This is a genomic window from Mariniflexile gromovii (genome assembly GCF_017814435.1).
GTDB classification, from domain to species: domain Bacteria; phylum Bacteroidota; class Bacteroidia; order Flavobacteriales; family Flavobacteriaceae; genus Mariniflexile; species Mariniflexile gromovii.
In genome coordinates this window covers 142106-166987 of record NZ_JAGJCB010000004.1, presented here as the reverse complement: position 1 = coordinate 166987, position 24882 = coordinate 142106, and the positions used below count along the sequence as shown (strand labels likewise).

Below are 24882 nucleotides of genomic sequence, written 5' to 3'. Positions count from 1 at the left end.
AGAATTAATTTTCTTCGGTTTAATTTATTGAATTACATTTATTGTTAATGTTCGTCTTCTAAGAAACCAGTTCTTTTGTAGCCTTCAATATGATATATAGTACCTGGGTCATCAGAAAATTCAATATCAAATGATATCTTATCTGCTGTTCTACCAGATGTACTTGTAGTGCCATTTTTTACAATAGCTCCATTCGTTATATTAACAGTTATCTCATAATCATCAACTTTACTTGCTAAATTAGAACCTTCAAAAGTTAATGATGAAATATTAACAGGAACAGCTGTATTGAATTCCCAAATGTGACTATGATCAAAAATTTGGATAGCAGTACCGTCATCTTCAGGAGTGTTTGAAACTGTTATAACTTCATACCCTAGAGCTAAGTTGCCATTGACAAATGTTTCTACATACCAATCTCCAGACATTTCTGAAACTGCAGATTTATCTAGTGTCAAATCTGCATAGCCTTCTTCACTGGTACATGATGCTACCAATGCAAAAAGAAGAATTAAACTACATTTATATATGTTTTTCATAATATTTTTTATTTTTTTAAACTCTTTTAAATATTCTAAGTAAACTACCATAGAAACCACTAGCGTTTAAAACCCAGTTAATTTCATTAGCATTAATTATTTTTCCAGAACCAAGAACACTCTCTACAGTAATTCCAGTAACAGACGCATTTTCTTGTCTTGGTATATATAAATTAACATCATCTATATTATAAAAAGTAACAAAAAGTGCATTGTCTCCATCCACGCCGCCAGCATTGCTATGGGTGTATTCTCTATCAGAAATACGAACAATAGTTGCATTGCCTGTTGCGCTTCTTCTCCAATTTCCTTCAAAATTATAAATACTTGGAGTATTAGATAATACAACTACGGTTCTTTTAGCTGAGGCAGGAAAACCATCATCATTTATAGTTTCGTATGTAAGGAAATACACTCCTGGAGTAGAGGTATTGACAGATCCTGTAGTCGTATAAGGTACCGATTCACCATCAATTAAAGAAATAGCTCCTGGATCGGAGAATGTTTCTCCTTGTATTATAGCCATAGTGCTATCTCCAACTAACTGAACATCTGCATAATAGGTAATGTCAGATTTAATAGGATTTTCTTCGGTACAAGATGTCATCAATAATGCTATCAGCACTAAAGATAGACGGCTTATATATTTATATGTTATTTTCATCTTTATATTTTTTTATTTTAATTTATTTTTGATCCCACCAAATTTTCTCTGTAAGAGAAGCTTTTTGATCCAAATTAGAGTTTCTTTTCACTTCATCTCCTGGATAAAAAAGTGTTTTTGGAGTTTGACCAGCAGGTAATACAGAGTTCCTAGAAACAATCAAATTTCCAATAGTATAGTTTTGAGTGCCAAAAGTTTTAATTTCTGGATATTTGGTTCTAGTTAATTCAAAAAATGCTTCAATATTATTTACATAAGCTAGTGAAGCCCATTTTTGAACCATTACTTGTCTTACTGCTGTTTCTACAGTAGCAGAAGGAACATATTCGTAAGCACCACCACTTCCAGTAAGTGCATTTGCTTGAGCGGCTGTTAATCCATACGTTAAAAATGAATTCAATACACCTGCATTGTATTTGGCATCTGCACCAGTACCACCAGCATATCTAATCAAAGCTTCAGCTTGAAGAAAGTTACTTTCGCTAACAGTCAAAAGATAAACAGGTGTATTAGGTTTAATGTTTGGTCTAGAAAAAGCAGTTGCTAGAACTGAAGCAACACTAGCTCTATCACCTGAATCTATACCTCTATGAAGCCCCGCAGTATTTTTACGATATACGGCATCAATTCTAGGGTCTGAATTATCAGTATAGAAATTTAAAAGTGATAAACTTGCTATGTTATTAACATCGCCTAACCTATCAATCTGAACATCATAAAAAGGATTGTTTTTGTTTTCTTCTTTAATTGCAGAGTAAACGGAAAACTTAGCATCAGATGATATAAAGTTATTAGCAGCTAAAAGTGCATTTACAGCAGTAGGATTTGCTTGACTTGTATAGGCCATTCTTAAATACATTTTAAGTTTTAAAGTATTTGCAAATTTTACCCAATCACTCATGTTGGCACTATAAATTATGTCCTGGGTGCCAACAGTAGAAGCTACAGAATCACTATTATATTTTGCTAAAGCTGTATCTATACTTTCTATTAATGCAGGATAAATAGTTTCTCCTGCATCGGGTTTAGGATTAATGTTGCCAGCTCCTAATAAGGCTTCAGAATAAGGAATACTTCCAAAAAGATCTGTTAAAACCTGATAAGTATATGTTTGTAAAAGTGTAGCAATTAAATAAGAACCTGTATCGTTCTCTTCATCAGAAACTTTTTTAACATGTTCTAAATCATTCAAAGCACCAGCATATAGCTCATTCCATAGCCTATTTGCATAGTCTGTATTCATGTTATATGTATCAATTTCTAAATATTGAGAAGCTGTACCTGGTTGTGTATGGTATTGTGCTAAAAAACCGCCTAAGTTCGTTAAATCTCCACCTAACACCCTAGCAATAGATCCTTGAGCAGCTGTTAAGATAAAACTTTTATCTGCACCTACAGGAGTATTTGGATTTGTATTTATGTTTAAATCTTCTTCGCATGAGGTTATCAAGATTGCGAGAAAAAGAAATCTAATTATATTTTTCATCTTTTTATTTTTAAAATTAATTAAAATCTAGCCTTTAATGTAACACCTAGACTCTTAGTACTAGGATTTGCGCTAAACTCTCCAAATTGGCTATTTAAATCGGTACCAAAAGTAGAAACCTCAGGATCAATAAATTGATTAGACTCAGGTGTGAATAGTAAAAGGTTTCTTCCTATTACACTTATTGATAAATCTTCAAAAGGAGTTTTCTTGATTATATTTTTTGAGAATCTATATGAGAATATAACCTCTCTTAATTTTATAAACGATTTATCAATAACATTTTCTCTGTCATTAGCTTCTGCTCTATAATAATCATCCCAATGCTCCGAATCAATTGCGGTAGTATTGGTTTCAAATACACCAGTACTTACTTCCTGTACCGAATTTGGTATTATGTATGGATTTCTATCATTAATAGTAGTCGTTATAGAGTTACCTGTGAATCTAGTAATATCTGCAGTTCTTGAAAACATTAAGCCACCTTCTCTAACGTCAAGCGTAAAACCTAATGAAAATCCTTTGTATGAAAAATCATTTGATATACCTAGAGTATAGTCATATTGGGTATCACCATAAATCTCTTTGATAGGTGAAGCAACTGGAACACCGTTTGCGTCTACAACTATATTGCCATTAGGATCTCTTTTTGCTACACTACCTTCTAATAATGATAACGGTTGTCCCTTTCTTGCAACTAAAGCTACTGTACTCAATCCTCCTAAATCAACTTGTTCTAATCGATCATCTAATTCTTCTAAGATAGCATCATTAGTAGAAAAGTTAAAAGAAGTATCCCAATTGAAACCGTCTGAATTTCTAAAAATACTTAGTTTAAGTAAAGCTTCATAACCTTTATTAGATATTACACCAACATTTGCTGTTTGATTTGTATAACCAGAAGAAGCTGCTAATGGTAAGTTTAATATTTGGTTTTCCACTTTAGCATCGTAATAAGTAAAATCTACAGAGATACGGTTTTTTATAAATGATAATTCGGCACCAATTTCAAACTCTTTTCTTCTTTCCGGTTTTAAATTTGGATTTCCAGCTCTATTACCAATTTCGAAAGCGTTAAAGCCTCCTGCTGGAAATGCTAAAGTTCTGAATCCTTGATTGTCAATTTCGCCAGATACAATTACAGGGTCAATTTGATAAGGATCGGTATCTACACCTGTTTCTCCATAACCCAGTCTTAATTTACCATAGCTTAAAACATTTTTTATTTCAGGAAATGTATTTGTTGCAATCCAAGAAGCATTTACACCACCGTAAAGAACAGATCTATTTTCTTCTGGAAGAGTTGAATACCAGTCATTTCTAATGTTAGTTGTAAGATATAACATGTCGTTATATGAAAAAGTACTAGAATTGAATACTCCATATAATCTTCTTTTGCTTATAGTTGAAGAAGTTATTGGAGTACTAGCTGAATTTGCTAATGAATAATATCCTGGTATGTCTTGAGAACTTACAGAAGCAGCTAAACCTGTAGTAAATCTATCATTATAGTTAAAACCAAATGTTGATTCAATATTAAACTTATCACTAGCCTCTAAGTTGAGGTTATAGAAAAAGTCATGGTTGAATTGCTTAACAATGTTATTTGCTTCAGAATAAGCTCCAGATTCTTCGGTGCTGGTCCCATCATTTGGACTACCTGGGTCAGCGTCTACTATGGCTCTCCATATTATAGTGTTATCTGCATATGCATCTATACCAAATCTATATCCAATACTAGACCAAGAGTTTATTTCTGCGCTTACATCAAATGCGCCATAAACACGCTCTTTTTTATAGCCACTTCCATTTTCATTTAATGTGAAGTAAGGGTTAGTAACACCATAAGGAGTGTAATAGTTAGAAACGTTATTAAACGGATCTTTATAATCCTTAAATTCAGTAATGTCTATATCCGTTGGAATCTGCATTAAGTTATTTATAACAGATAAACCTTGACCAGTAGCAACAGCGCTACCAGAGGTGTTTACGTAATTTAAACTACCACCAAAAGTTAAGAAATCTAATTTGGAACTAAAAGAAAGTGTTAATGTGTTTCTTTCATAACTATCCGCACTTGTAGGATAAATACCGTCTGATGTGGCGTTGTTTACAGAGATTCTACCTGTAGTAGTATCCGAACCTCCTGCAACAGAAACATTAGTAATATAAGATTCACCAATATCAAAAAAGTTTCTTAATTGATCTTTTTGGAACGCATAAGGCTTTAATTTTTGAGAGTTATTTACCACATTTCCCCAAACTATTACACTATTGTCAAAGCGTGGACCCCATGAGCCATTTTCTCCTAAGTAATGTTGACCATCCCAACCTTGGCCAAACTGATCTTGGTATTTAGGAGCTCTTAACAAATCAGAAAAAATCATAGAAGTTGAAAAATCTATATCTAATTTAGATGATTTTCCTTTTTTTGTAGTAATTATAATAACACCATTCGCAGCTCTTGATCCATAAAGAGCAGTACTTGAAGCTCCTTTCAAAACAGAGATAGATTCAATGTTTTCAGGGTTAATATCTCCTGATCCACGCCCAAAGTCATAACCGCCATTCAAACTAGATGAAAATCTTGATCCGTCACTGATAGGAACACCATCAACAATGTAAAGAGGCTGGTTGCTACCACCTAATGAACTAAATCCTCTAATGATAACACCAGAAGAAGCACCAGGATCCGTAGAAGAATTTGAAATTACAACACCTGCTACTTTACCTTTTATTGCATCAGCTAAGTTTGTTTGAGAGCCCTCATTTAGTTCTTCAGTGTTTACAGTTGTAACAGCAGAACCAATTGAAGCTTTTTCCCTTTTAATACCTAATGCAGTTACCACAACCTCTTCTAAAACAGCTGTGTCTTCAGTTAATTGCACATTAATTGAATTTGAGGCTGCTACTTTTCTTTCTTGGGTTGTATATCCCACAAAACTAAACACAAGTGTAGCACCTGTATTAGCTTTAATTGAATATCTTCCATCGAAATCTGTTGAAGTACCTGTAGTAGTACCTTTTACTAAGACAGTAGCTCCAGGTAAGGGCAAACCAGACGCATCTGATACTGTACCTGAAATAGTCTTTTCTTGTGCGAACGTTAGCTGCACGACAAACGCTAGTAATAGCGTTAGAATTCCACTAAACTTTGTTTTCATTTTATAATTATTTGAATTAGTCAATGCCAAAAATCATAATAAAAAGTTAATAAAACAATAAATAATGGTTAAAATTTACGAATTAGGGCAAAAAATTAAGAAAATGACAATTTAGGGTTAGAAATTTGCTGTGAAACTAAGGTGTATCTTAGAATTAGAAAGTTTAAATTGATTATTCTCAGTTTTGCCATTTGCGTAGTTAAACCTAAGCAAGCCTGTTTTAGTTAAAATTCCAAAACCAAAGCCAAAACCAAACAGTTTTTCTTTTGTGTTGGAAATTTTGTTTTCAAAATACGCCAAATCGGTAATGGTATGTATGTAGATAGAATTGTTAAGTTGATATCGGTATTCGGCATTTAATAAGCTCATTAGGGACGCGTATATACTGTTTTCCTCAAAACCCCTTATGGAATTTATGCCGCCAAAGCGCAAAAGTTCGTTTTCAAAATAAGTATTGGAATTAAGTGTAGAACCGTTTATTCTTAAATAGATGCTATTTTTGTAATTCAAATTAAAAATTTTAAAAGCATCCAAACTCAACAATGTTTGTTTTTCTTGTTGGTTTGATTGTTTTCTTTTTCCAAAATTGCTCTCAACATATAGTTGCGAATTTACGGGGAAAAGCAAATTATAGTTTTGGTTTTTTAGAAACTGATAGGCAAATGTATAGTAAGTTGTTTTGTAATCTAATATGGAGGTTGTGGTTTGGCTCAATAAATTGTTGGACTGGGTGGATAAAATTCCCGTATAAACCTTGTGCTTCGCATTTATTTGGTAGTGAATTTTTGCAGTTTGGTTTACCGTGGTAAAAGATGAATCTTTTTTGAATATACGCAAAGCTAGGTCTAACCCAACGGGCGACTTAAAAAAATAGGGTAGGGAAAGGTTGGTTTCAAAAGTTTTTTGGTCGTTTTCATCACTTTTGTAAAGCAACTTAAACGATTCACCGTAGTTTAAATTGTTAGTAAGGTTTAAATTCAAATAACCATCAAATTGTAGTTGGTTTGTGTCTTCATTGGTGCCAAATCCTAAAAAGCCATCAAACGCATTGCTTTTTGTTTTTTGAAGGTATAAATATAAGGTTGTAGAATCTTTTGAAAACAAAACTTCAGGTGGTTTTATTTCACTGGCAAACCTTAAATTGTTCAATTGCTGCGTTTTGTTTTTTATAACGCTTAAATTAAAAGTTTGATTGGGCTTAATTTTTAAATAATGTTTTAAATATGAACGAGGAAACTTTTCGTATCCTTTAATGATAATGTCACTTATTACGCGCTTCTGGTTTTTAGATGCTACAATTAAGTTTCCTTTTAAGTTTGATTTTTCTATTTCAATATCAGATAGATATAATTTAGAAAAAGGGTATCCTTCTTCTGAAATTTTAGAATTAATATAGCTTAAAGTATTTTCAAGTTCACTGAAAGGAACCGAAAAATAGTTGTCAAACACCTTGTTTGATATGGCATTTATTAGTTTCGGGTTGATAATGGATTTGTCATAATATATATGTATAACATTATATTTTCTTTTAAGATGAATTTTTGCAGCGAAGGATGAGTCATTAATTCTGTCAATAAATTTTAGTTCATTTTCAATATAACCAATTCTGTATAAGCTTTTTTGAAGCGAATCTACTTCATTTTTAATAGATGTATAATTTTCATGTTTTTTAAAATAGTTTAACGAATCGATGGTAGTGGTTTCCATGGTGTTTTCACCATCAATTTTTAGGTATAAGGTTTGGCAAAAAATTTCCGAAGAAAATACTATATATATAATAAGGTATAAAAAGAGTGTTTTCTGCACGGGATGAATAGCTGTTTTAATATGTAAATCTAACGGAAAACTAACACTAATAATATAACTAATAAAAAAATATTATAAATGTTGTGAAAATTAATGAATTAGGATTTGAATTATTCATTTTAATTTCTACCTTTGCAGCCCTCTTAAAAGAGGATTTTAAAATTTATATATAATATATATGCCAACAATTTCACAATTAGTACGAATAGGAAGAGCCAAAATAACCAAGAAGAGTAAATCGGCTGCTTTAGATTCGTGTCCACAAAGACGTGGGGTTTGTACGCGTGTTTACACCACTACACCTAAAAAACCTAACTCAGCAATGCGTAAAGTTGCTCGTGTTAGATTAACAAATGGTAATGAGGTGAATGCATACATCCCAGGTGAAGGTCACAATCTACAAGAGCACTCGATAGTATTGGTTAGAGGCGGAAGAGTAAAAGATTTACCAGGAGTTAGATATCACATCGTTCGTGGTGCCTTAGACACAGCAGGTGTTGCAGGTAGAACACAACGTAGGTCTAAGTATGGTGCGAAACGTCCAAAACCAGGGCAAGTAGCAGCAGCTCCAGCAAAAGGTAAGAAAAAGTAATTAAAACTTTTAAGAAGAAGACATGAGAAAAAGAGCAGCAAAAAAGAGACCGCTTTTACCAGATCCACGTTTTAACGACCAGTTAGTAACTCGTTTCGTTAACATGATGATGTGGGATGGAAAGAAGTCTGTGGCTTTTAAAGTATTTTATGATGCGATTGACATTGTAGAGTCGAAAAAAACAAACGAAGAAAAAACAGCTTTAGAAACTTGGAAAGATGCTTTATCAAACGTTATGCCTCACGTAGAAGTACGTAGTCGTCGTGTTGGTGGTGCAACATTCCAAATTCCAATGCAAATTCGTCCAGACCGTAAAGTTTCTACAGCAATGAAATGGCTAATTAGCTATTCTCGCAAAAGAAACGAAAAATCTATGGCACAACGTTTAGCTTCAGAAATTTTAGCAGCAGCTAAAGAAGAAGGAGCAGCGGTTAAGAAAAGAGTAGATACTCACAAAATGGCAGAGGCTAATAAAGCATTCTCTCACTTTAGATTTTAATACAACATGGCAAGAGATTTAAAATATACAAGAAACATAGGTATCGCTGCTCACATTGATGCTGGTAAAACAACAACAACAGAGCGTATACTTTATTATACAGGAGTTTCCCATAAAATTGGGGAAGTACATGATGGTGCTGCAACCATGGACTGGATGGAGCAAGAGCAAGAGCGTGGTATTACTATCACATCTGCGGCTACAACTTGCGAATGGGTATTTCCAAGAGAAAATGGTGAGCCTACTGATAATTCAATGAGTTATCATTTTAACATCATTGATACTCCTGGTCACGTTGATTTTACGGTTGAAGTAAACCGTTCATTACGTGTATTAGATGGTTTAGTGTTCTTATTTAGTGCGGTTGATGGTGTTGAGCCTCAATCTGAAACTAACTGGAGACTAGCTGATAACTACAAAGTGCCTCGTATTGGTTTCGTTAACAAAATGGACCGTCAAGGTGCTAACTTTTTAGCAGTTTGTCAACAAGTAAAAGATATGTTAAGATCTAACGCGGTGCCAATCGTTTTAAATATTGGTGACGAGATTGATTTTAAAGGTATCGTAGATTTAGTAAAAAACAGAGCTATCGTATGGCATGATGAAACTCAAGGGGCAACTTTTGATGTTATTGAAATTCCAGATGAATTAAAAGCTGAAGCTAAAAAATATAGAGCTTTACTTATTGAAGAAGTAGCTACTTATGATGAGAACTTATTAGAAAAATTCATGGAAGATGAAGATTCTATTACAGAAGAAGAAGTGCACGCTGCACTTAGAGCTGCTGTAATGGATATGGCTATCATTCCTATGATTTGTGGTTCTTCATTTAAAAATAAAGGTGTACAATTCTTGTTGGATGCTGTATGTCGTTATTTGCCTTCTCCAATGGATAGAGAAAGTGTAATTGGAGTTAATCCAGATACAGAAAAAGAAGAAAGACGTAAGCCAGATGTAAAAGAGCCGTTCTCTGCATTAGCATTTAAAATTGCTACCGATCCTTATGTTGGTCGTTTGGCATTCTTCCGTGCTTATTCAGGTCGTTTAGATGCTGGTTCTTATGTGTTGAACAACCGTTCAGGCAATAAAGAGCGTATCTCTCGTATCTACCAAATGCATGCAAACAAACAAAATGCTATCGATTTTATTGAAGCAGGAGATATTGGAGCAGCAGTAGGATTTAAAGATATCAAAACAGGAGATACTCTTTCAGCTGAAAAACACCCAATTGTTTTAGAAAGTATGAACTTCCCTGATCCCGTTATTGGTATCGCGGTTGAGCCTAAAACGAAAGCTGATGTTGATAAATTAGGTATGTCTTTAGCTAAATTGGCTGAAGAAGATCCAACATTTACAGTGAGAACTGATGAAGCTTCAGGACAGACTATTATTTCTGGAATGGGTGAGCTTCACTTAGATATTATTGTAGACCGTTTACGTCGTGAGTTTAAAGTAGAAGTTAATCAAGGTGCTCCTCAAGTTGAGTACAAAGAGGCTATTACTCGTAAAGCTGAACATAGAGAAGTTTACAAAAAACAATCTGGTGGTCGTGGTAAATTTGCTGATATCGTATTTACTTTGGAGCCAGCAGAAGAAGGAAAAACAGGTTTAGAGTTTATATCTGCAATTAAAGGTGGTAACGTTCCTAAAGAATTTATCCCTTCTATTGAAAAAGGATTTAAACAAGCAATGCAAAATGGTCCATTAGCAGGATACGAAGTTGATGCTATGAAAGTAACATTAACAGATGGTTCTTACCATGATGTGGATTCTGATCAATTATCGTTCGAATTAGCTGCTAAATTAGGTTTTAAAGCATCTGCAAAAGCTGCAAAAGCTGTAATTATGGAGCCTATTATGAAACTGGAAGTTATTACTCCAGAAGAAAATATGGGTGATATTGTTGGTGATTTGAATAGACGTCGTGGACAAGTTAATGATATGGGTGATAGAGCAGGAGCAAAAACTGTAAAAGCACATGTGCCATTATCAGAAATGTTCGGTTATGTAACTACATTAAGAACATTATCATCAGGTCGTGCAACATCAACTATGGAATTTTCACATTATGCTGAAACACCTTCAAATATATCTGAAGAAGTGATTAAAGCGGCTAAAGGAACAGAAGCTTAAAACTAAGAATATGAGTCAAAAAATTAGAATTAAATTAAAATCTTACGATCATAACTTAGTAGATAAGTCTGCTGATAAGATTGTAAAAACTGTAAAAAGTACAGGTGCGGTGGTAACAGGTCCAATTCCATTACCAACAAACAAGAAAATTTTCACTGTATTACGTTCTCCACACGTAAATAAAAAGGCAAGAGAACAATTCCAATTAAGCTCTTACAAGCGTTTATTGGATATTTATTCTTCGTCTTCAAAAACAATTGATGCTTTAATGAAACTTGAATTGCCAAGTGGTGTTGAAGTAGAAATTAAAGTGTAAGTAAGAACAGAAACATGTCCTTAACGATGGTTAAGGAAAAACGGTAAAATACAATTCAAGGCTGAATGTATTTTCAGCCTTGAATTTTTAAAAACAAATAGTAATCATTAATAAATAATAAATATGTCTGGGTTAATTGGAAAAAAAATCGGTATGACCAGCATTTTCGATGAAAATGGAAAAAACATTCCATGTACAGTAATCGAAGCTGGACCATGTATCGTTACCCAAGTCAGAACTGAAGAGGTTGACGGCTACAAAGCTATTCAACTTGGTTTCGATGACGCGACAGAAAAAAGTGCTACAAAAGCTGACCTTGGTCACGCTAAAAAAGCAGGGACTTCTGTAAAACGCAAAATCGTTGAATTCAAAGGTTTTGATGAGGAGTACAAATTAGGTGATGCAATCACAGTAGAGCACTTTATTGAAGGTGAATTCGTTGATATTGCTGGAATATCAAAAGGAAAAGGTTTCCAAGGTGTTGTAAAACGTCACGGTTTTGGTGGTGTAGGTCAAGCAACACACGGTCAACACAACCGTTTAAGAGCGCCAGGTTCTATTGGAGCGGCTTCATATCCTGCAAGAGTATTTAAAGGAATGAAGATGGCCGGAAGAACTGGTGGTGATAGAGTGAATGTTGAAAATTTAAGAGTTTTAAAAATAGTAGCAGATAAAAATCTACTTGTTGTTAAAGGTTGTGTGCCTGGACATAAAAACTCTTATGTAATTATTCAGAAATAATGAAAGTAGCAGTTTTAGATATAAACGGAAAAGATACAGGAAGAAAGGCAGACCTTTCTAAAGATGTATTTGCTATTGAGCCTAATAATCACGCAGTATATTTGGATGTTAAACAATATTTAGCAAACCAAAGACAAGGAACTCACAAATCGAAAGAACGTGCTGAGATCTCTGGAAGTACTCGTAAGATTAAAAAGCAAAAAGGAACTGGTACAGCAAGAGCAGGTTCTATTAAATCTGGAGTTTTTAAAGGTGGTGGTCGTATGTTCGGTCCAAGACCAAGAAATTATAGCTTCAAGCTTAACAAAAACGTAAAGCGTTTAGCTCGTAAATCAGCCTTAAGTATTAAAGCAGGTGAGCAGTCAATTGTTGTGTTGGAAGATTTTAATTTTGACACTCCAAAAACTAAAAATTTCACAGCTGTTTTAAAAGCATTAAACTTAGAAAACAAAAAATCTTTGTTTGTGTTGGGTGCGTCGAATAATAATGTATATTTGTCGTCACGCAATTTACAAGGCTCTGAAGTTATAACTAGTTCAGAATTAAGCACTTATAAAATTCTAAATGCAAACCAAGTTGTGCTTTTAGAGGGAGCTTTAGAAGGAATTGAAACAAATTTAAGTAAATAGAAACCATGAGTATCTTAATTAAACCTATAATCACAGAAAAAGCGACAGCTAATAGCGAGTTAAATAACTGCTATACTTTCGCAGTGAAAACTAAGGCGAACAAGGTAGAAATTAAAAAGGCTGTGGAAGCAACCTATGGCGTTTCTGTTGAAAAAGTTCGTACTATAAATGTCCGTCCAGATAGGAGTACCAAATACACAAAAACTGGTATTCAACATGGTAAAACAAATGCTGTTAAAAAAGCAATTGTACAACTGGCGGAAGGTGAAATGATTGATTTATACAGTAACATGTAATTAAAGACAAAAAATGTCAGTAAGAAAATTAAAACCAATCACACCAGGACAGCGATTTAGAGTAGTAAATGGATTTGACGCCATTACTACTGATAAGCCGGAAAAGAGTTTACTCGTTCCGAACAAAAGGTCTGGTGGTAGAAACAGTCAAGGAAAAATGACCATGCGCTACATAGGTGGTGGTCATAAAAGAAAGTATCGTATTATCGATTTCAAACGTAACAAAGAAGGAATTCCTGCTGAAGTTAAGTCTATCGAATACGATCCAAACAGAACCGCTTTTATCGCGCTATTGAACTATCAAGATGGCGAAAAAAGATATATCATTGCACAAAACGGCTTACAAGTAGGTCAAACTGTAGTGTCTGGTCAAGAAGGTATAGCTCCAGAAATTGGAAATGCTATGCCTCTTAGTCAAATTCCATTAGGAACCATTATTTCTTGTGTAGAGTTACGTCCAGGTCAAGGAGCTATTATGGCTCGTAGTGCTGGTGCTTTTGCTCAATTAATGGCAAGAGATGGTAAATTTGCAACAATTAAATTGCCTTCTGGTGAAACAAGATTGATTCTTGTTAACTGTTTAGCAACCATTGGTGTTGTGTCTAATTCAGATCATCAATTGTTAGTATCTGGTAAAGCAGGTAGAACAAGATGGTTAGGAAGACGTCCACGTACTAGACCAGTAGTAATGAATCCTGTTGATCACCCTATGGGAGGTGGTGAAGGAAAATCTTCTGGAGGACACCCACGTTCTAGAAACGGTATTCCAGCTAAAGGTTATAGAACACGTTCTAAAAAGAATGCAAGTAATAAATATATTGTAGAACGTAGAAAGAAATAAGACATGGCAAGATCATTAAAAAAAGGACCGTTCGTTCATTATAAATTAGAGAAAAAAGTGGCTGACAATGTGGAGGCTAACAAAAAAACCGTAATCAAAACATGGTCTAGAGCCTCTATGATTACTCCAGATTTTGTTGGACAAACTATCGCAGTTCACAATGGCCGCCAATTTGTACCAGTATATGTTACTGAAAACATGGTAGGTCATAAATTAGGAGAATTTTCACCAACACGTTCATTCCGTGGACATGCAGGTGCTAAAAATAAAGGTAAAAAGTAGTAAGCTATGGGAAGTCGTAAAAAACAAATGGCAGACGCTATTAAGGAAGGTAATAAGCTTGTTGCTTTTGCAAAACTTAACAATTGTCCTACGTCACCGAGAAAAATGCGTTTAGTAGCCGATTTAGTAAGAGGCGAAAAAGTAGAGAAAGCTCTTAATATTTTAAAATTCAACCAAAAAGAAGCTTCAGCTAAATTAGAAAAATTGCTTTTATCTGCAATTGCTAACTGGCAATCTAAAAACGAAGAAGCTAGCATTGAAGATGCTGAGTTGATTGTAAAAGAAATTAGAGTAGATGGAGGAGCAATGTTAAAAAGATTGCGTCCAGCACCACAAGGTCGTGCACACAGAATTAGAAAACGCTCAAACCACGTAACAATCGTAGTTGGAGCTAATAATAACACACAAAGCTAAGATAGACAATGGGACAAAAAACAAATCCAATCGGAAATCGCTTAGGTATTATCAGAGGATGGGAATCTAACTGGTACGGAGGTAATGATTATGGAGATAAGCTTGCCGAAGACGATAAGATTAGAAAATACGTACATGTACGTTTATCTAAAGCTAGTGTAAGTAGAGTAATTATTGAAAGAACTCTAAAGCTTGTAACCGTTACTATCACTACGGCGCGTCCAGGTATCATCATTGGTAAAGGCGGTCAAGAGGTAGACAAGTTAAAAGAAGAACTTAAAAAGATTACTGGAAAAGAAGTTCAGATTAATATTTTTGAAATCAAAAGACCTGAACTTGATGCATTTTTAGTAGGAACTAGCATTGCACGTCAAATTGAAAATAGAATTTCATACCGTCGTGCTATAAAAATGGCTATTGCTGCTACGATGCGTATGAACGCTGAAGGAATTAAAGTTCAAATTAGTGGTCGTTTAAATGGTGCTGAAATGGCACGTGCTGAACACTACAAAGAAGGACGTATTCCTTTATCAACCTTTAGAGCCGATATTGACTATGCTTTAGTTGAGGCACACACTACTTATGGTAGATTGGGTGTTAAAGTATGGATTATGAAAGGTGAAGTATATGGTAAAAGAGAACTTTCTCCGCTAGTTGGTTTATCCAAAAAGCAAGGGAAGGCAGGTGCAGGAGCACCTCGTGGAGGAAATAATTCTAAGCCACGTCGTAGAAAGTAATTTTTTATAAAGTAAAGAAAAATGTTACAGCCTAAAAGAACAAAATTTCGTAAACAACAAAAAGGACGCATGAAAGGTCTTTCTCAAAGAGGACACCAACTTTCATATGGTACTTTTGGTATAAAATCACTCGAGTCTGAGTTTTTAACGTCACGTCAAATAGAAGCTGCACGTATTGCTGCTACACGTTACATGAAAAGAGAAGGTTCATTATGGATTAAAATATTTCCAGATAAGCCAATTACAAAGAAACCTCTTGAAGTACGTATGGGTAAAGGTAAAGGTGCCGTTGAATATTGGGTAGCTGTTGTTAAACCAGGAAGAATGCTTTTTGAGATAGGAGGAGTATCACTAGAGATCGCTAAAGAAGCGTTACGTTTAGCGGCTCAAAAACTACCAGTTAAAACTAAGTTTATAATCGCTCGCGATTACGAAGCATAATTTATTTGATATCATGAAACAATCAGAAATTAAAGAATTATCAGTAGCCGAGTTACAAGAGAAACTTGGTGAAACAAAAAAGAGTTATTCAGACCTAAAATTAGCTCATGCAATATCTCCTTTAGAAAATCCAATTCAATTACGTTCTATAAGAAGAAGCGTAGCAAGAATTGCGACAGAATTAACTAAAAGAGAATTACAATAATTCTGCTAAAAGATGGAAACAAGAAATTTAAGAAAAGAACGTATAGGAGTTGTTACAAGTAACAAGATGCAGAAATCTATTGTGGTTTCTGAGGTGAAAAAAGTAAAACACCCTATGTATGGTAAGTTCGTGTTGAAAACAAAAAAATATGTTGCACACGACGAAACAAACGATTGTAATATTGGAGATACTGTAAGAATCATGGAAACAAGACCTTTAAGTAAATCTAAATGTTGGAGATTAGTTGAAATCATAGAAAGAGCTAAATAATTATGGTACAGCAAGAATCAAGATTAAAGGTAGCAGACAATACTGGAGCAAAGGAAGTTTTAACTATCCGCGTTTTAGGTGGTACTAAAAGAAGATACGCATCTGTAGGAGACAAAATTGTTGTTTCCATAAAAGACGCAACACCTAATGGAAACATTAAAAAAGGTGCTGTTTCAACGGCAGTTGTTGTACGTACTGTAAAAGAAGTAAGAAGACCAGACGGATCTTATATAAGATTTGACGATAATGCATGTGTGCTTTTAAACGCTCAAGGAGAGATGAGAGGAACACGCGTATTTGGTCCTGTTGCTAGAGAACTTCGTGATAAACAATTCATGAAAATTGTATCATTAGCACCTGAAGTGCTTTAATACATTAATTTAAGATGACAAAGCTTAAAATAAAAACTGGAGATACTGTAAAAGTAATTGCTGGAGACCACAAAGGTGCTGAAGGTAAAGTACAAAAAGTATTAATAGATAAGAACAAAGCGATTGTTGAGGGTATAAACATGGTTAAGAAACATACTAAACCAAGTGCTAAAAACCCTCAAGGTGGAATCGTAGAAAAAGAAGCGCCTATTCATATTTCTAACCTATCATTGTTAACTTCGAAAGGAGAAACTACAAGAATTGGTTATAAAATTGAAGGTGATAAAAAAGTAAGATTTTCAACAAAATCTAATGAAGTAATATAGTTATGGCATATTCACCGAGACTTAAAGAAGAGTATAAAAGCAGAGTAATTGCAGCTCTTACAGACGAATTTGGATATAAAAATGTAATGCAAGTTCCTAAACTACAAAAGATAGTAATATCTAAAGGTGTTGGAGCTGCAGTTGCAGACAAAAAGTTAATTGACTACGCAGTAGAAGAGTTAACTACAATATCTGGACAAAAAGCTATAGCAACAATTTCTAAAAAGGACGTTGCATCTTTTAAATTACGTAAAGGTATGCCAATTGGGGCAAAAGTAACTTTACGTGGCGAAAAAATGTACGAGTTTTTAGACCGTTTAGTTACTTCTGCACTTCCACGTGTAAGAGATTTTAACGGAATTAAAGCTACAGGATTTGACGGACGTGGTAACTACAATTTAGGAATTACCGAGCAAATCATCTTCCCAGAGATTAATATTGATAAAGTTAATAAAATCTCAGGTATGGATATTACATTTGTAACGTCTGCAGAAACTGACAAAGAAGCAAAATCATTATTAACCGAATTAGGATTACCTTTTCAAAAGAACTAAGTTATGGCTAAAGAATCAATGAAAGCCCGCGAGGTAAAAAGAGCTAAAACAGTAGCTAAATATGCTGAAAAACGTAAAGCTTTAAAAGAAGCTGGCGATTATGAAGCATTACAAAAGTTACCAAAAAATGCTTCTCCTATTCGTATGCATAATAGATGTAAATTAACAGGAAGACCTAGAGGGTATATGAGAACATTTGGAATTTCTCGTGTAACTTTTAGAGAAATGGCCAACAATGGTCTTATTCCTGGAGTTAGAAAAGCAAGTTGGTAATATTATTTAAATAATCAGATTTAAGGTTCGGAATAGTCCGAAAACCAAAATCACAAATCAATTCATTATGTACACAGATCCAATAGCGGATTATTTGACAAGAATTAGAAACGCAGTGCGTGCGAACCACAGAGTGGTTGAGATACCTGCTTCTAATCTTAAAAAAGACATCACTAAAATATTATTCGAGCAAGGATATATTTTAAGTTACAAGTTTGATGATTCTACAGTACAAGGTACAATCAAAATTGCACTTAAGTACAACAAAGAAACTAAAGAGCCTGTAATCAAAAAGATTCAAAGAATAAGTAAACCAGGTTTACGTAAATACGCAAGTTCAAAAGAATTACCTAGAATCCTTAACGGTCTTGGTATTGCCATTGTTTCAACATCTCACGGTGTAATGACAGGTAAACAAGCCAAAAGAGATAATGTTGGTGGTGAAGTATTGTGTTACGTTTACTAAAAAGATAAGATATGTCTAGAATAGGTAATAACCCAGTAGTAATTCCGCAAGGCGTTACAGTTGATATAAAAGACTCAGTAGTTACAGTAAAAGGAAAATTAGGAGAATTAACTCAAAATTTCGATTCTGTAGATATTAAAGTTGAAGATGGAAATGTATTAGTTACACGTTCTTCAGATACTAAAGATCAAAAAGCAAAACATGGTTTATATAGATCATTGATGCGTAACATGATTGAAGGTGTATCTAAAGGGTGGACTAAAGAATTAGAATTAGTTGGTGTAGGATATAGAGCTAGTAACCAAGGTCAAAAATTGGAATTAGCATTAGGTTTTTCACACGCTATTGTTATGAACTTAGCTCCTGAAGTTAAAGTTGAAACAGTTTCAGAGAAAGGAAAAAACCCAATCATTAAACTTACTTCTCACGATAAACAACTTGTTGGACAAGTTGCTGCAAAAATCCGTGGATTTAGAAGACCAGAACCTTACAAAGGAAAAGGAATTAAGTTTGTTGGTGAGGTATTAAGAAGAAAAGCAGGTAAATCAGCTTAATAAGTAAGTTATGGCATTGACAAAATACGAAAGAAGAATAAGAATTAAAAGCAGAATACGTAAGATAGTTTCTGGTACAGAGGCTAGACCTAGGTTAACTGTTTTTAGAAGTAATAAAGAAATTTATGCTCAAGTTGTAGATGACGTAACTGGTGTAACTATCAGTGCAGCATCTTCAAGAGATAAAGATATTAGTTCTGCAAAAGCAACTAAAATTGAAGTAGCTAAGTTAGTAGGTAAGTCGCTTGCTGAAAAAGCTTTAAAAGCAGGTGTAGAAACGATCGCTTTTGATAGAGGTGGTTATTTATATCATGGTAGAGTAAAATCATTAGCTGAAGGAGCTAGAGAAGCAGGACTTAAATTCTAAGAAATTATGTTTAAAAAATATAAAAGTGCAGAATTAGTAAAACCAGGTGGATTAGATCTTAAAGATCGTTTAGTTGGTGTACAAAGAGTTACAAAAGTAACTAAAGGTGGTAGAGCATTTGGTTTTTCAGCAATTGTTGTAGTTGGTGATGAAGCTGGTGTTGTAGGACAAGGTTTAGGAAAATCTAAAGACGTTGCTAGTGCAATTGCAAAAGCTGTAGAAGATGCTAAGAAAAACCTAGTACGTATTCCTTTAAAAGGAAAAACATTACCACATGAGCAAAAAGGTAAATTTGGTGGCGCAAGAGTAAATATTATTCCTGCAGCTCAAGGTACAGGTGTAATTGCCGGTGGTGCTGTAAGAACAGTGCTTGAGGCCGTTGGTGTACACGATGTATTATCAAAATCTCAAGGATCTTCAAATCCTCACAACGTTGTAAAAGCAACTTTTGATGCTTTATTACAATTAAGAGATGCCAACACCATTGCTAGAGATAGAGGTATTTCACTTGAACAAGTTTTTAAAGCTTAATACAGACAGAGATGGCAAAAATAAAAGTAACAAAAGTTAAAAGCGCAATCAATTGTCCACAAAGACAAAAAAGAGTTTTAGAATCTTTAGGTCTTAAAAAGATTGGTCAAGTAAAAGAGCACGAAGCTACATCAAGTATTCTTGGTATGGTAAGTAAAGTAAATCACTTAGTTTCTGTTGAAGAAATTAAATAATAATATACTGAAAAATGGATTTAAGTAATTTAAAACCTGCAGAAGGTTCAGTTAAAAATCAAGGAAAAAGAATAGGTAGAGGGCAAGGTTCTGGTAAAGGTGGTACTGCTACTCGTGGTCACAAAGGAGCTAAATCGCGTTCTGGTTATTCTAAGAAAGTAGGATTTGAAGGAGGTCAAATGCCACTTCAAAGACGTGTTCCTAAATTTGGTTTTACTAACATTAACCGTGTAGAGTATCAAGGTATCAATTTAGATACTTTGCAACAATTAGCTGACGATAAAAAAGTTGGTGATACTGTTGATTTTGAAACTTTATTCGCCAACCGTTTAATCGGTAAGAACGATCTAGTTAAAATATTAGGTAGAGGTGAATTAAAAGCAAAATTAAAAGTATCTGCACATAAATTTACTGCTTCAGCAAAAGCTGCTATTGAAGCTGCTGGCGGAGAAGTTGTAACGTTATAAGACCTTATTATAAGTATGAAATTTATAGAATCGTTAAAGAATGTTTGGAAAATAGAAGAACTAAGAAACAGAATCATAGTTACACTTGGTCTGTTATTAGTTTACCGTTTTGGTGCTCAAGTAGTATTACCCGGTATTGATGCAGCTCAATTAGAAGGGTTAGCTGATAGTACTGATGGTGGTTTATTAGGGTTGCTAAATGCTTTTACAGGTGGAGCTTTTGCAAATGCTTCGGTTTTTGCATTGGGTATTATGCCTTACATTTCTGCTTCTATTGTGGTTCAGTTAATGGGAATAGCAATTCCATATTTACAAAAACTACAAAAAGAAGGCGCTAGTGGTCAAAAGAAAATCAACCAAATTACACGTTGGTTAACTATTGCAATCTGTTTGCTACAGGCACCAGGTTATTTAGCGAGTTTACCTGCATTAGGAATTCCAACAAGTGCCTTTTTATTAGGTACAGGACCATTGTTTTATTTCTCTTCAGTTACTATTTTAGTAACAGGCTGTATCTTCGCGATGTGGTTAGGAGAAAAAATTACCGATAAGGGTATTGGTAATGGTATCTCTTTATTGATCATGGTAGGTATTATAGCTAGAATGCCGGCATCGTTTATACAGAATGCTGCAACCAGATTAGAAGGAAACAATGTGATGTTAATTCTTTTCGAATTGGTATTGTGGTTTGCTATCATATTAGGTTGTATCATGTTGGTTATGGCTGTTAGAAAAATTGCAGTACAGTATGCAAGAAGAACAGCAACTGGCGATTACGAAAAAAGTGCGATGGCAGGTTCTAGACAGTATATTCCATTAAAGCTGAATGCTTCTGGAGTTATGCCAATTATCTTTGCACAGGCTATCATGTTTGTTCCTAGTTTAATTGGAGGGTCTTCACTTTTAAAAGAAACAGCTTTTGGCGCATGGATGCAGACTAATTATGCAGATATATTTGGATTGGCCTATAATATCACATTTGCTATATTGATTATCATATTTACATATTTCTATACAGCTATTACTGTTCCAACGAATAAAATGGCTGATGATTTAAAACGTAGTGGTGGTTTTATACCTGGTATTCGTCCAGGAACCGAAACATCTGAATATTTAGATAAGATAATGTCTCAAATAACCTTACCAGGTTCTATATTTTTAGCGTTCATTGCTGTGTTCCCAGCGTTAATAGTTAAAATTATGGGTGTTCAACAAGGATGGGCATTGTTTTTTGGAGGTACTTCATTAATCATTTTAGTGGGTGTAGCTATAGATACTATGCAACAAGTAAACTCTTATTTGTTAAATAGACACTATGATGGCTTGATGAAAACAGGTAAAAATAGAAAGGCAGCAGTAGCTTAATATTATACTATGGCAAAACAAGCAGCAATAGAACAAGACGGAACCATTATAGAAGCATTGTCAAATGCCATGTTCCGTGTTGAATTAGAGAACGGTCACATTGTGACGGCACATATCTCTGGTAAAATGCGTATGCATTACATAAAACTATTACCAGGCGATAAGGTGAAATTAGAAATGAGTCCTTATGATTTATCTAAGGCGAGAATAACTTATAGATACTAAAGATTAAGTTATAAGGTTATAAAGTAAAGAGTTGAAAAGTTAATACTTAAAACAACTTTAAACTTTTAAACTTTAAACTTTTAAACTACAAAAAGATGAAAGTAAGAGCATCAGTAAAAAAAAGAAGTGCAGATTGTATAATCGTACGTAGAAAAGGTAGACTTTACGTGATAAACAAAAAGAATCCTAGATTTAAACAAAGACAAGGGTAATTATGGCAAGAATTGCAGGTGTAGACATACCAAAAAACAAAAGAGGAGTTATCGCTTTAACTTATATCTACGGGGTAGGTAGAAGTAGAGCTAAAGAAATATTAGCAGCAGCTAATGTTGATGAAAGTATTAAAGTTCAAGATTGGAACGACGACCAAATAGCTGGTATTCGTGAAGCTGTTGGTACTTTTACTATCGAAGGTGAATTACGTTCTGAAATTCAATTGAACATTAAACGTTTAATGGATATTGGATGTTATAGAGGAATTCGTCACAGATCGGGGCTTCCATTAAGAGGTCAACGTACAAAAAACAACTCTAGAACTAGAAAAGGTAGAAGAAAAACTGTTGCTAACAAGAAAAAAGCAACTAAATAACAATTAGTCTTTAGTATTTAGACGTTGGAAGGAATCTGTTTGAAATTATAAAAGGTTTAGGATTCTAGCGACTATCAACTAAAACTGAAAACTATAGAAAATGGCAAAATCAAACACAAAAACTACAAAAAAACGTAAAGTTATTGTAGACTCTGTAGGAGAAGCTCATGTTAATGCTTCTTTCAACAACATCATAATTGCACTTACCAACAAAAAAGGAGACGTAATTTCTTGGTCTTCTGCTGGTAAAATGGGATTTAGAGGTTCTAAAAAGAACACCCCTTACGCTGCTCAATTAGCTGCTGAAGATGCAGCTGCTGTAGCTTTAGAGGCTGGTTTAAAGAAAGTAAAAGTATACGTTAAAGGTCCAGGAAATGGTAGAGAATCTGCTATCCGTTCTATCCACAATGCAGGTATTGAAGTAACAGAAATCATCGATGTTACGCCACTTCCACATAACGGATGTCGTCCTCCAAAGCGTAGAAGAGTATAATAAAATGCGATTAAAGATTTGTGATTGTAGATTTGTAAAATCGTACATCGTAAATCAAAAAATCATTACTAAAATTAATATCATCTGTTTTGCAGATGATATTAATTTTTTGCATACATTTGCAAACCGAAAAAAATAATTATTAACAAGTATCAAAAAGAGATCAACGATTATCGAAGGATAAGATTAAGACCTTAATTCATAATCACTCTTAAAAAAACAATTTAAAATGGCAAGATATACTGGTCCTAAAACTAAAGTAGCTCGTAAATTTGGCGAGGCTATATTTGGAGAAGATAAATCTTTCGAGAAAAGAAATTATCCTCCAGGTCAACACGGAAACGCAAGAAAACGTGGAAAAAGATCTGAATACGCAATCCAATTAATGGAAAAGCAAAAAGCGAAATACACTTATGGTATTTTAGAGCGTCAATTCAGAAACATATTTAAAAGCGCTAGAGCAGCTCAAGGTATTACAGGTGAAGTTTTATTACAACTTTGCGAATCTAGATTAGATAACGTAGTATATAGAATGGGTATTGCTCCTTCTAGAAGTGCCGCTAGACAATTAGTATCTCACAGACATATTACTGTAAATGGTGAGTTGGTAAACATTCCTTCATACCAATTAAAAGCAGGCGATGTGGTTGCTGTAAGAGAGAAATCTAAATCTCTTGATGCTATTACAAGATCTTTAGCTAACTCAAGTCAAGTATACGAATGGATTACTTGGAATGACGATACAAAACAAGGAACTTATGTTTCTGTTCCTGCAAGAATCCAAATTCCAGAAAATATAAACGAACAATTCATCGTCGAGTTATATTCTAAATAATAAATTAATCATATTGGTATTTGGCCAAAGGGTTTATGGGTACTTCTTCAAACTTTTAAACCGCGCAACCAAATAACAATTAAAACGAAGAAAAAACATGGCAGTATTTAATTTCCAAAAACCAGATAAAGTAATCATGATTGATTCAACTGATTTCGAAGGTAAATTCGAATTCAGACCTTTAGAGCCTGGTTATGGTTTAACAGTAGGTAACGCATTAAGAAGGGTATTACTATCTTCTTTAGAAGGATTCGCCATCACATCAGTTAGAATAGAAGGTGTAGATCATGAGTTTTCAGCAATCGCTGGAGTGGTAGAAGATGTTACTGAAATCATTTTAAATTTAAAACAAGCTCGTTTTAAAAGACAAATTGAGGATATTGATAACGAATCTATCTCTATTTCAATTTCTGGTCAAGAGCAAATTACAGCTGGAGATTTCCAAAAATTCATTTCTGGTTTCCAAGTGTTAAATACAGAATTAGTTATCTGTAACTTAGATCCTAAAGTGAATTTCAATATGGAAATCACTATTGAAAAAGGTAGAGGATACGTTCCTGCAGAAGAAAACAAAAAAGCTGCTGCACCAGTTGGAACTATTTTTACCGATTCTATTTATACGCCAATAAAAAACGTTAAGTATAGTATTGAAAACTATCGTGTTGAGCAAAAAACAGATTACGAAAAACTGGTTTTTGAAATCATTACAGATGGTTCTATTACCCCACAAGACGCTTTAACCGAAGCAGCAAAAACGTTAATTCACCACTTCATGTTATTCTCTGATGAGCGTATCACGTTAGAAGCTGATGAAATTGCACAAACTGAGACTTATGATGAAGAATCACTTCACATGCGTCAGTTGCTTAAAACTAAGTTAATCGATATGGATTTATCTGTACGTGCACTTAACTGTTTAAAAGCTGCAGAAGTAGATACTTTAGGAGACTTAGTATCTTTCAATAAAAACGATTTAATGAAATTCAGAAACTTTGGTAAAAAGTCGTTAACCGAGCTAGAAGAACTAGTAAACGTTAAAGGTTTAAACTTCGGAATGGATTTAAGCAAATATAAATTAGATAAAGATTAGAACGATTTTTTGATTTACGAATTACGATTTTTGATTAAAGAAGTCGTAATTCAAAAAATCAAAAATCGTAATTCATTAACCCATCATAGTTTGCTCCCTAAAAAGGTATAGAAGCAAGATGATGATA

The 24882-nt window shown here is 34.0% G+C and carries 36 protein-coding genes; 31 read left to right on the top strand and 5 right to left on the bottom strand.

Annotated features, from left to right (window positions below; all coding sequences use genetic code 11):
- Positions 1-44: 44 nt before the first annotated feature.
- The 5 genes from J8H85_RS06260 to J8H85_RS06240 all read right to left on the bottom strand — a co-directional run bounded on the left by J8H85_RS06260 (position 45) and on the right by J8H85_RS06240 (position 7659).
- Entirely contained in the window at positions 45-497 is a 453-nt protein-coding gene (locus J8H85_RS06260) for a lipid-binding protein (RefSeq protein WP_209653677.1), read from the bottom strand.
- Between the two features lie 58 nt (positions 498-555).
- Positions 556-1146 carry an immunoglobulin-like domain-containing protein gene (locus J8H85_RS06255; RefSeq protein ID WP_209653675.1) on the bottom strand — a complete coding sequence of 197 codons (591 nt, stop codon included), beginning with the start codon at positions 1144-1146 and terminating at the stop codon, positions 556-558.
- Positions 1147-1225: 79 nt separating this feature from the next.
- The gene (locus J8H85_RS06250; protein WP_209653673.1) at positions 1226-2689 is read right to left on the bottom strand and encodes a SusD/RagB family nutrient-binding outer membrane lipoprotein; all 1464 of its coding nucleotides are present in this window, start codon (positions 2687-2689) and stop codon (positions 1226-1228) included.
- Between the two features lie 20 nt (positions 2690-2709).
- Positions 2710-5853 carry a SusC/RagA family TonB-linked outer membrane protein gene (locus tag J8H85_RS06245; protein ID WP_245243741.1) on the bottom strand — a complete coding sequence of 1048 codons (3144 nt, stop codon included), beginning with the start codon at positions 5851-5853 and terminating at the stop codon, positions 2710-2712.
- Positions 5854-5970: 117 nt separating this feature from the next.
- Positions 5971-7659 (bottom strand): POTRA domain-containing protein, encoded by a 1689-nt coding sequence (locus tag J8H85_RS06240; protein ID WP_209653672.1) that lies wholly within the window; start codon positions 7657-7659, stop codon positions 5971-5973.
- Positions 7660-7837: 178 nt separating this feature from the next.
- Here J8H85_RS06240 and rpsL point away from each other — a divergent pair, with 178 nt between their 5' ends.
- The 31 genes from rpsL (at position 7838) to J8H85_RS06085 (ending at position 24755) form a co-directional block, all read left to right on the top strand.
- On the top strand, positions 7838-8251 hold the full coding sequence (rpsL, locus tag J8H85_RS06235; protein ID WP_100616309.1) for a 30S ribosomal protein S12: 414 nt from the start codon (positions 7838-7840) through the stop codon (positions 8249-8251).
- Positions 8252-8273: 22 nt separating this feature from the next.
- Entirely contained in the window at positions 8274-8750 is a 477-nt protein-coding gene (gene rpsG, locus J8H85_RS06230; RefSeq protein WP_117172458.1) for a 30S ribosomal protein S7, read from the top strand.
- Positions 8751-8756: 6 nt separating this feature from the next.
- Positions 8757-10883 (top strand): elongation factor G, encoded by a 2127-nt coding sequence (fusA, locus tag J8H85_RS06225; protein ID WP_209653671.1) that lies wholly within the window; start codon positions 8757-8759, stop codon positions 10881-10883.
- Positions 10884-10893: 10 nt separating this feature from the next.
- Positions 10894-11199 (top strand): 30S ribosomal protein S10, encoded by a 306-nt coding sequence (gene rpsJ, locus J8H85_RS06220; RefSeq protein ID WP_111309258.1) that lies wholly within the window; start codon positions 10894-10896, stop codon positions 11197-11199.
- A 123-nt stretch (positions 11200-11322) separates the two neighbouring features.
- Positions 11323-11940, top strand: coding sequence for a 50S ribosomal protein L3 (gene rplC, locus J8H85_RS06215; RefSeq protein ID WP_209653670.1), 618 nt, complete (start codon positions 11323-11325; stop codon positions 11938-11940).
- Entirely contained in the window at positions 11940-12569 is a 630-nt protein-coding gene (rplD, locus tag J8H85_RS06210; RefSeq protein ID WP_209653669.1) for a 50S ribosomal protein L4, read from the top strand. The genes rplC and rplD overlap by 1 nt, the downstream gene beginning before the upstream one ends.
- A 5-nt stretch (positions 12570-12574) precedes the next feature.
- Positions 12575-12865, top strand: coding sequence for a 50S ribosomal protein L23 (rplW, locus tag J8H85_RS06205; protein WP_209653668.1), 291 nt, complete (start codon positions 12575-12577; stop codon positions 12863-12865).
- 13 nt (positions 12866-12878) lie between these two features.
- On the top strand, positions 12879-13706 hold the full coding sequence (rplB, locus tag J8H85_RS06200) for a 50S ribosomal protein L2 (protein WP_209653667.1): 828 nt from the start codon (positions 12879-12881) through the stop codon (positions 13704-13706).
- 3 nt (positions 13707-13709) lie between these two features.
- Entirely contained in the window at positions 13710-13988 is a 279-nt protein-coding gene (gene rpsS, locus J8H85_RS06195) for a 30S ribosomal protein S19 (protein WP_117172452.1), read from the top strand.
- 6 nt (positions 13989-13994) lie between these two features.
- Positions 13995-14402: a 50S ribosomal protein L22 gene (gene rplV, locus J8H85_RS06190; RefSeq protein ID WP_209653666.1), complete on the top strand. Its 408-nt coding sequence runs from the start codon at positions 13995-13997 to the stop codon at positions 14400-14402.
- 8 nt (positions 14403-14410) lie between these two features.
- On the top strand, positions 14411-15139 hold the full coding sequence (gene rpsC, locus J8H85_RS06185; RefSeq protein ID WP_209653665.1) for a 30S ribosomal protein S3: 729 nt from the start codon (positions 14411-14413) through the stop codon (positions 15137-15139).
- Positions 15140-15160: 21 nt separating this feature from the next.
- On the top strand, positions 15161-15580 hold the full coding sequence (rplP, locus tag J8H85_RS06180) for a 50S ribosomal protein L16 (RefSeq protein ID WP_132218419.1): 420 nt from the start codon (positions 15161-15163) through the stop codon (positions 15578-15580).
- A gap of 13 nt (positions 15581-15593) precedes the next feature.
- Positions 15594-15785 (top strand): 50S ribosomal protein L29, encoded by a 192-nt coding sequence (gene rpmC, locus J8H85_RS06175; protein WP_069831954.1) that lies wholly within the window; start codon positions 15594-15596, stop codon positions 15783-15785.
- Between the two features lie 12 nt (positions 15786-15797).
- The gene (gene rpsQ / locus J8H85_RS06170; RefSeq protein WP_044637136.1) at positions 15798-16055 is read left to right on the top strand and encodes a 30S ribosomal protein S17; all 258 of its coding nucleotides are present in this window, start codon (positions 15798-15800) and stop codon (positions 16053-16055) included.
- Positions 16056-16057: 2 nt separating this feature from the next.
- Positions 16058-16426, top strand: a complete 369-nt coding sequence (gene rplN / locus J8H85_RS06165) for a 50S ribosomal protein L14 (RefSeq protein WP_100610627.1) — start codon at positions 16058-16060, stop codon at positions 16424-16426.
- A 14-nt stretch (positions 16427-16440) separates the two neighbouring features.
- Positions 16441-16752 carry a 50S ribosomal protein L24 gene (rplX, locus tag J8H85_RS06160; RefSeq protein WP_209653663.1) on the top strand — a complete coding sequence of 104 codons (312 nt, stop codon included), beginning with the start codon at positions 16441-16443 and terminating at the stop codon, positions 16750-16752.
- Between the two features lie 2 nt (positions 16753-16754).
- Positions 16755-17306: a 50S ribosomal protein L5 gene (gene rplE / locus J8H85_RS06155; RefSeq protein WP_209653662.1), complete on the top strand. Its 552-nt coding sequence runs from the start codon at positions 16755-16757 to the stop codon at positions 17304-17306.
- A 3-nt stretch (positions 17307-17309) separates the two neighbouring features.
- Entirely contained in the window at positions 17310-17579 is a 270-nt protein-coding gene (gene rpsN, locus J8H85_RS06150; protein ID WP_117172444.1) for a 30S ribosomal protein S14, read from the top strand.
- A gap of 67 nt (positions 17580-17646) precedes the next feature.
- Positions 17647-18045 carry a 30S ribosomal protein S8 gene (gene rpsH, locus J8H85_RS06145; protein ID WP_166967730.1) on the top strand — a complete coding sequence of 133 codons (399 nt, stop codon included), beginning with the start codon at positions 17647-17649 and terminating at the stop codon, positions 18043-18045.
- Positions 18046-18056: 11 nt separating this feature from the next.
- A complete protein-coding gene (gene rplF, locus J8H85_RS06140) occupies positions 18057-18599 on the top strand; it encodes a 50S ribosomal protein L6 (protein WP_209653660.1) in 543 nt (180 codons plus the stop codon).
- Positions 18600-18609: 10 nt separating this feature from the next.
- Positions 18610-18966 carry a 50S ribosomal protein L18 gene (gene rplR / locus J8H85_RS06135; RefSeq protein WP_209653658.1) on the top strand — a complete coding sequence of 119 codons (357 nt, stop codon included), beginning with the start codon at positions 18610-18612 and terminating at the stop codon, positions 18964-18966.
- 6 nt (positions 18967-18972) lie between these two features.
- Positions 18973-19497 (top strand): 30S ribosomal protein S5, encoded by a 525-nt coding sequence (rpsE, locus tag J8H85_RS06130; RefSeq protein WP_209653656.1) that lies wholly within the window; start codon positions 18973-18975, stop codon positions 19495-19497.
- Between the two features lie 11 nt (positions 19498-19508).
- Positions 19509-19691, top strand: a complete 183-nt coding sequence (gene rpmD / locus J8H85_RS06125) for a 50S ribosomal protein L30 (protein WP_132218429.1) — start codon at positions 19509-19511, stop codon at positions 19689-19691.
- Positions 19692-19705: 14 nt separating this feature from the next.
- On the top strand, positions 19706-20158 hold the full coding sequence (gene rplO / locus J8H85_RS06120; protein WP_209653653.1) for a 50S ribosomal protein L15: 453 nt from the start codon (positions 19706-19708) through the stop codon (positions 20156-20158).
- Positions 20159-20173: 15 nt separating this feature from the next.
- On the top strand, positions 20174-21523 hold the full coding sequence (secY, locus tag J8H85_RS06115; protein WP_209653651.1) for a preprotein translocase subunit SecY: 1350 nt from the start codon (positions 20174-20176) through the stop codon (positions 21521-21523).
- A gap of 9 nt (positions 21524-21532) precedes the next feature.
- Entirely contained in the window at positions 21533-21748 is a 216-nt protein-coding gene (infA, locus tag J8H85_RS06110; RefSeq protein ID WP_028289261.1) for a translation initiation factor IF-1, read from the top strand.
- Between the two features lie 95 nt (positions 21749-21843).
- The gene (gene ykgO / locus J8H85_RS06105; RefSeq protein ID WP_074961360.1) at positions 21844-21960 is read left to right on the top strand and encodes a type B 50S ribosomal protein L36; all 117 of its coding nucleotides are present in this window, start codon (positions 21844-21846) and stop codon (positions 21958-21960) included.
- 2 nt (positions 21961-21962) lie between these two features.
- Entirely contained in the window at positions 21963-22337 is a 375-nt protein-coding gene (rpsM, locus tag J8H85_RS06100; RefSeq protein ID WP_209653650.1) for a 30S ribosomal protein S13, read from the top strand.
- A gap of 100 nt (positions 22338-22437) precedes the next feature.
- Positions 22438-22830, top strand: coding sequence for a 30S ribosomal protein S11 (gene rpsK / locus J8H85_RS06095; protein ID WP_209653648.1), 393 nt, complete (start codon positions 22438-22440; stop codon positions 22828-22830).
- A gap of 229 nt (positions 22831-23059) precedes the next feature.
- Positions 23060-23665, top strand: a complete 606-nt coding sequence (rpsD, locus tag J8H85_RS06090) for a 30S ribosomal protein S4 (protein WP_209653646.1) — start codon at positions 23060-23062, stop codon at positions 23663-23665.
- Between the two features lie 97 nt (positions 23666-23762).
- A complete protein-coding gene (locus J8H85_RS06085; RefSeq protein WP_117172433.1) occupies positions 23763-24755 on the top strand; it encodes a DNA-directed RNA polymerase subunit alpha in 993 nt (330 codons plus the stop codon).
- The last annotated feature ends 127 nt before the right edge of the window (positions 24756-24882 follow it).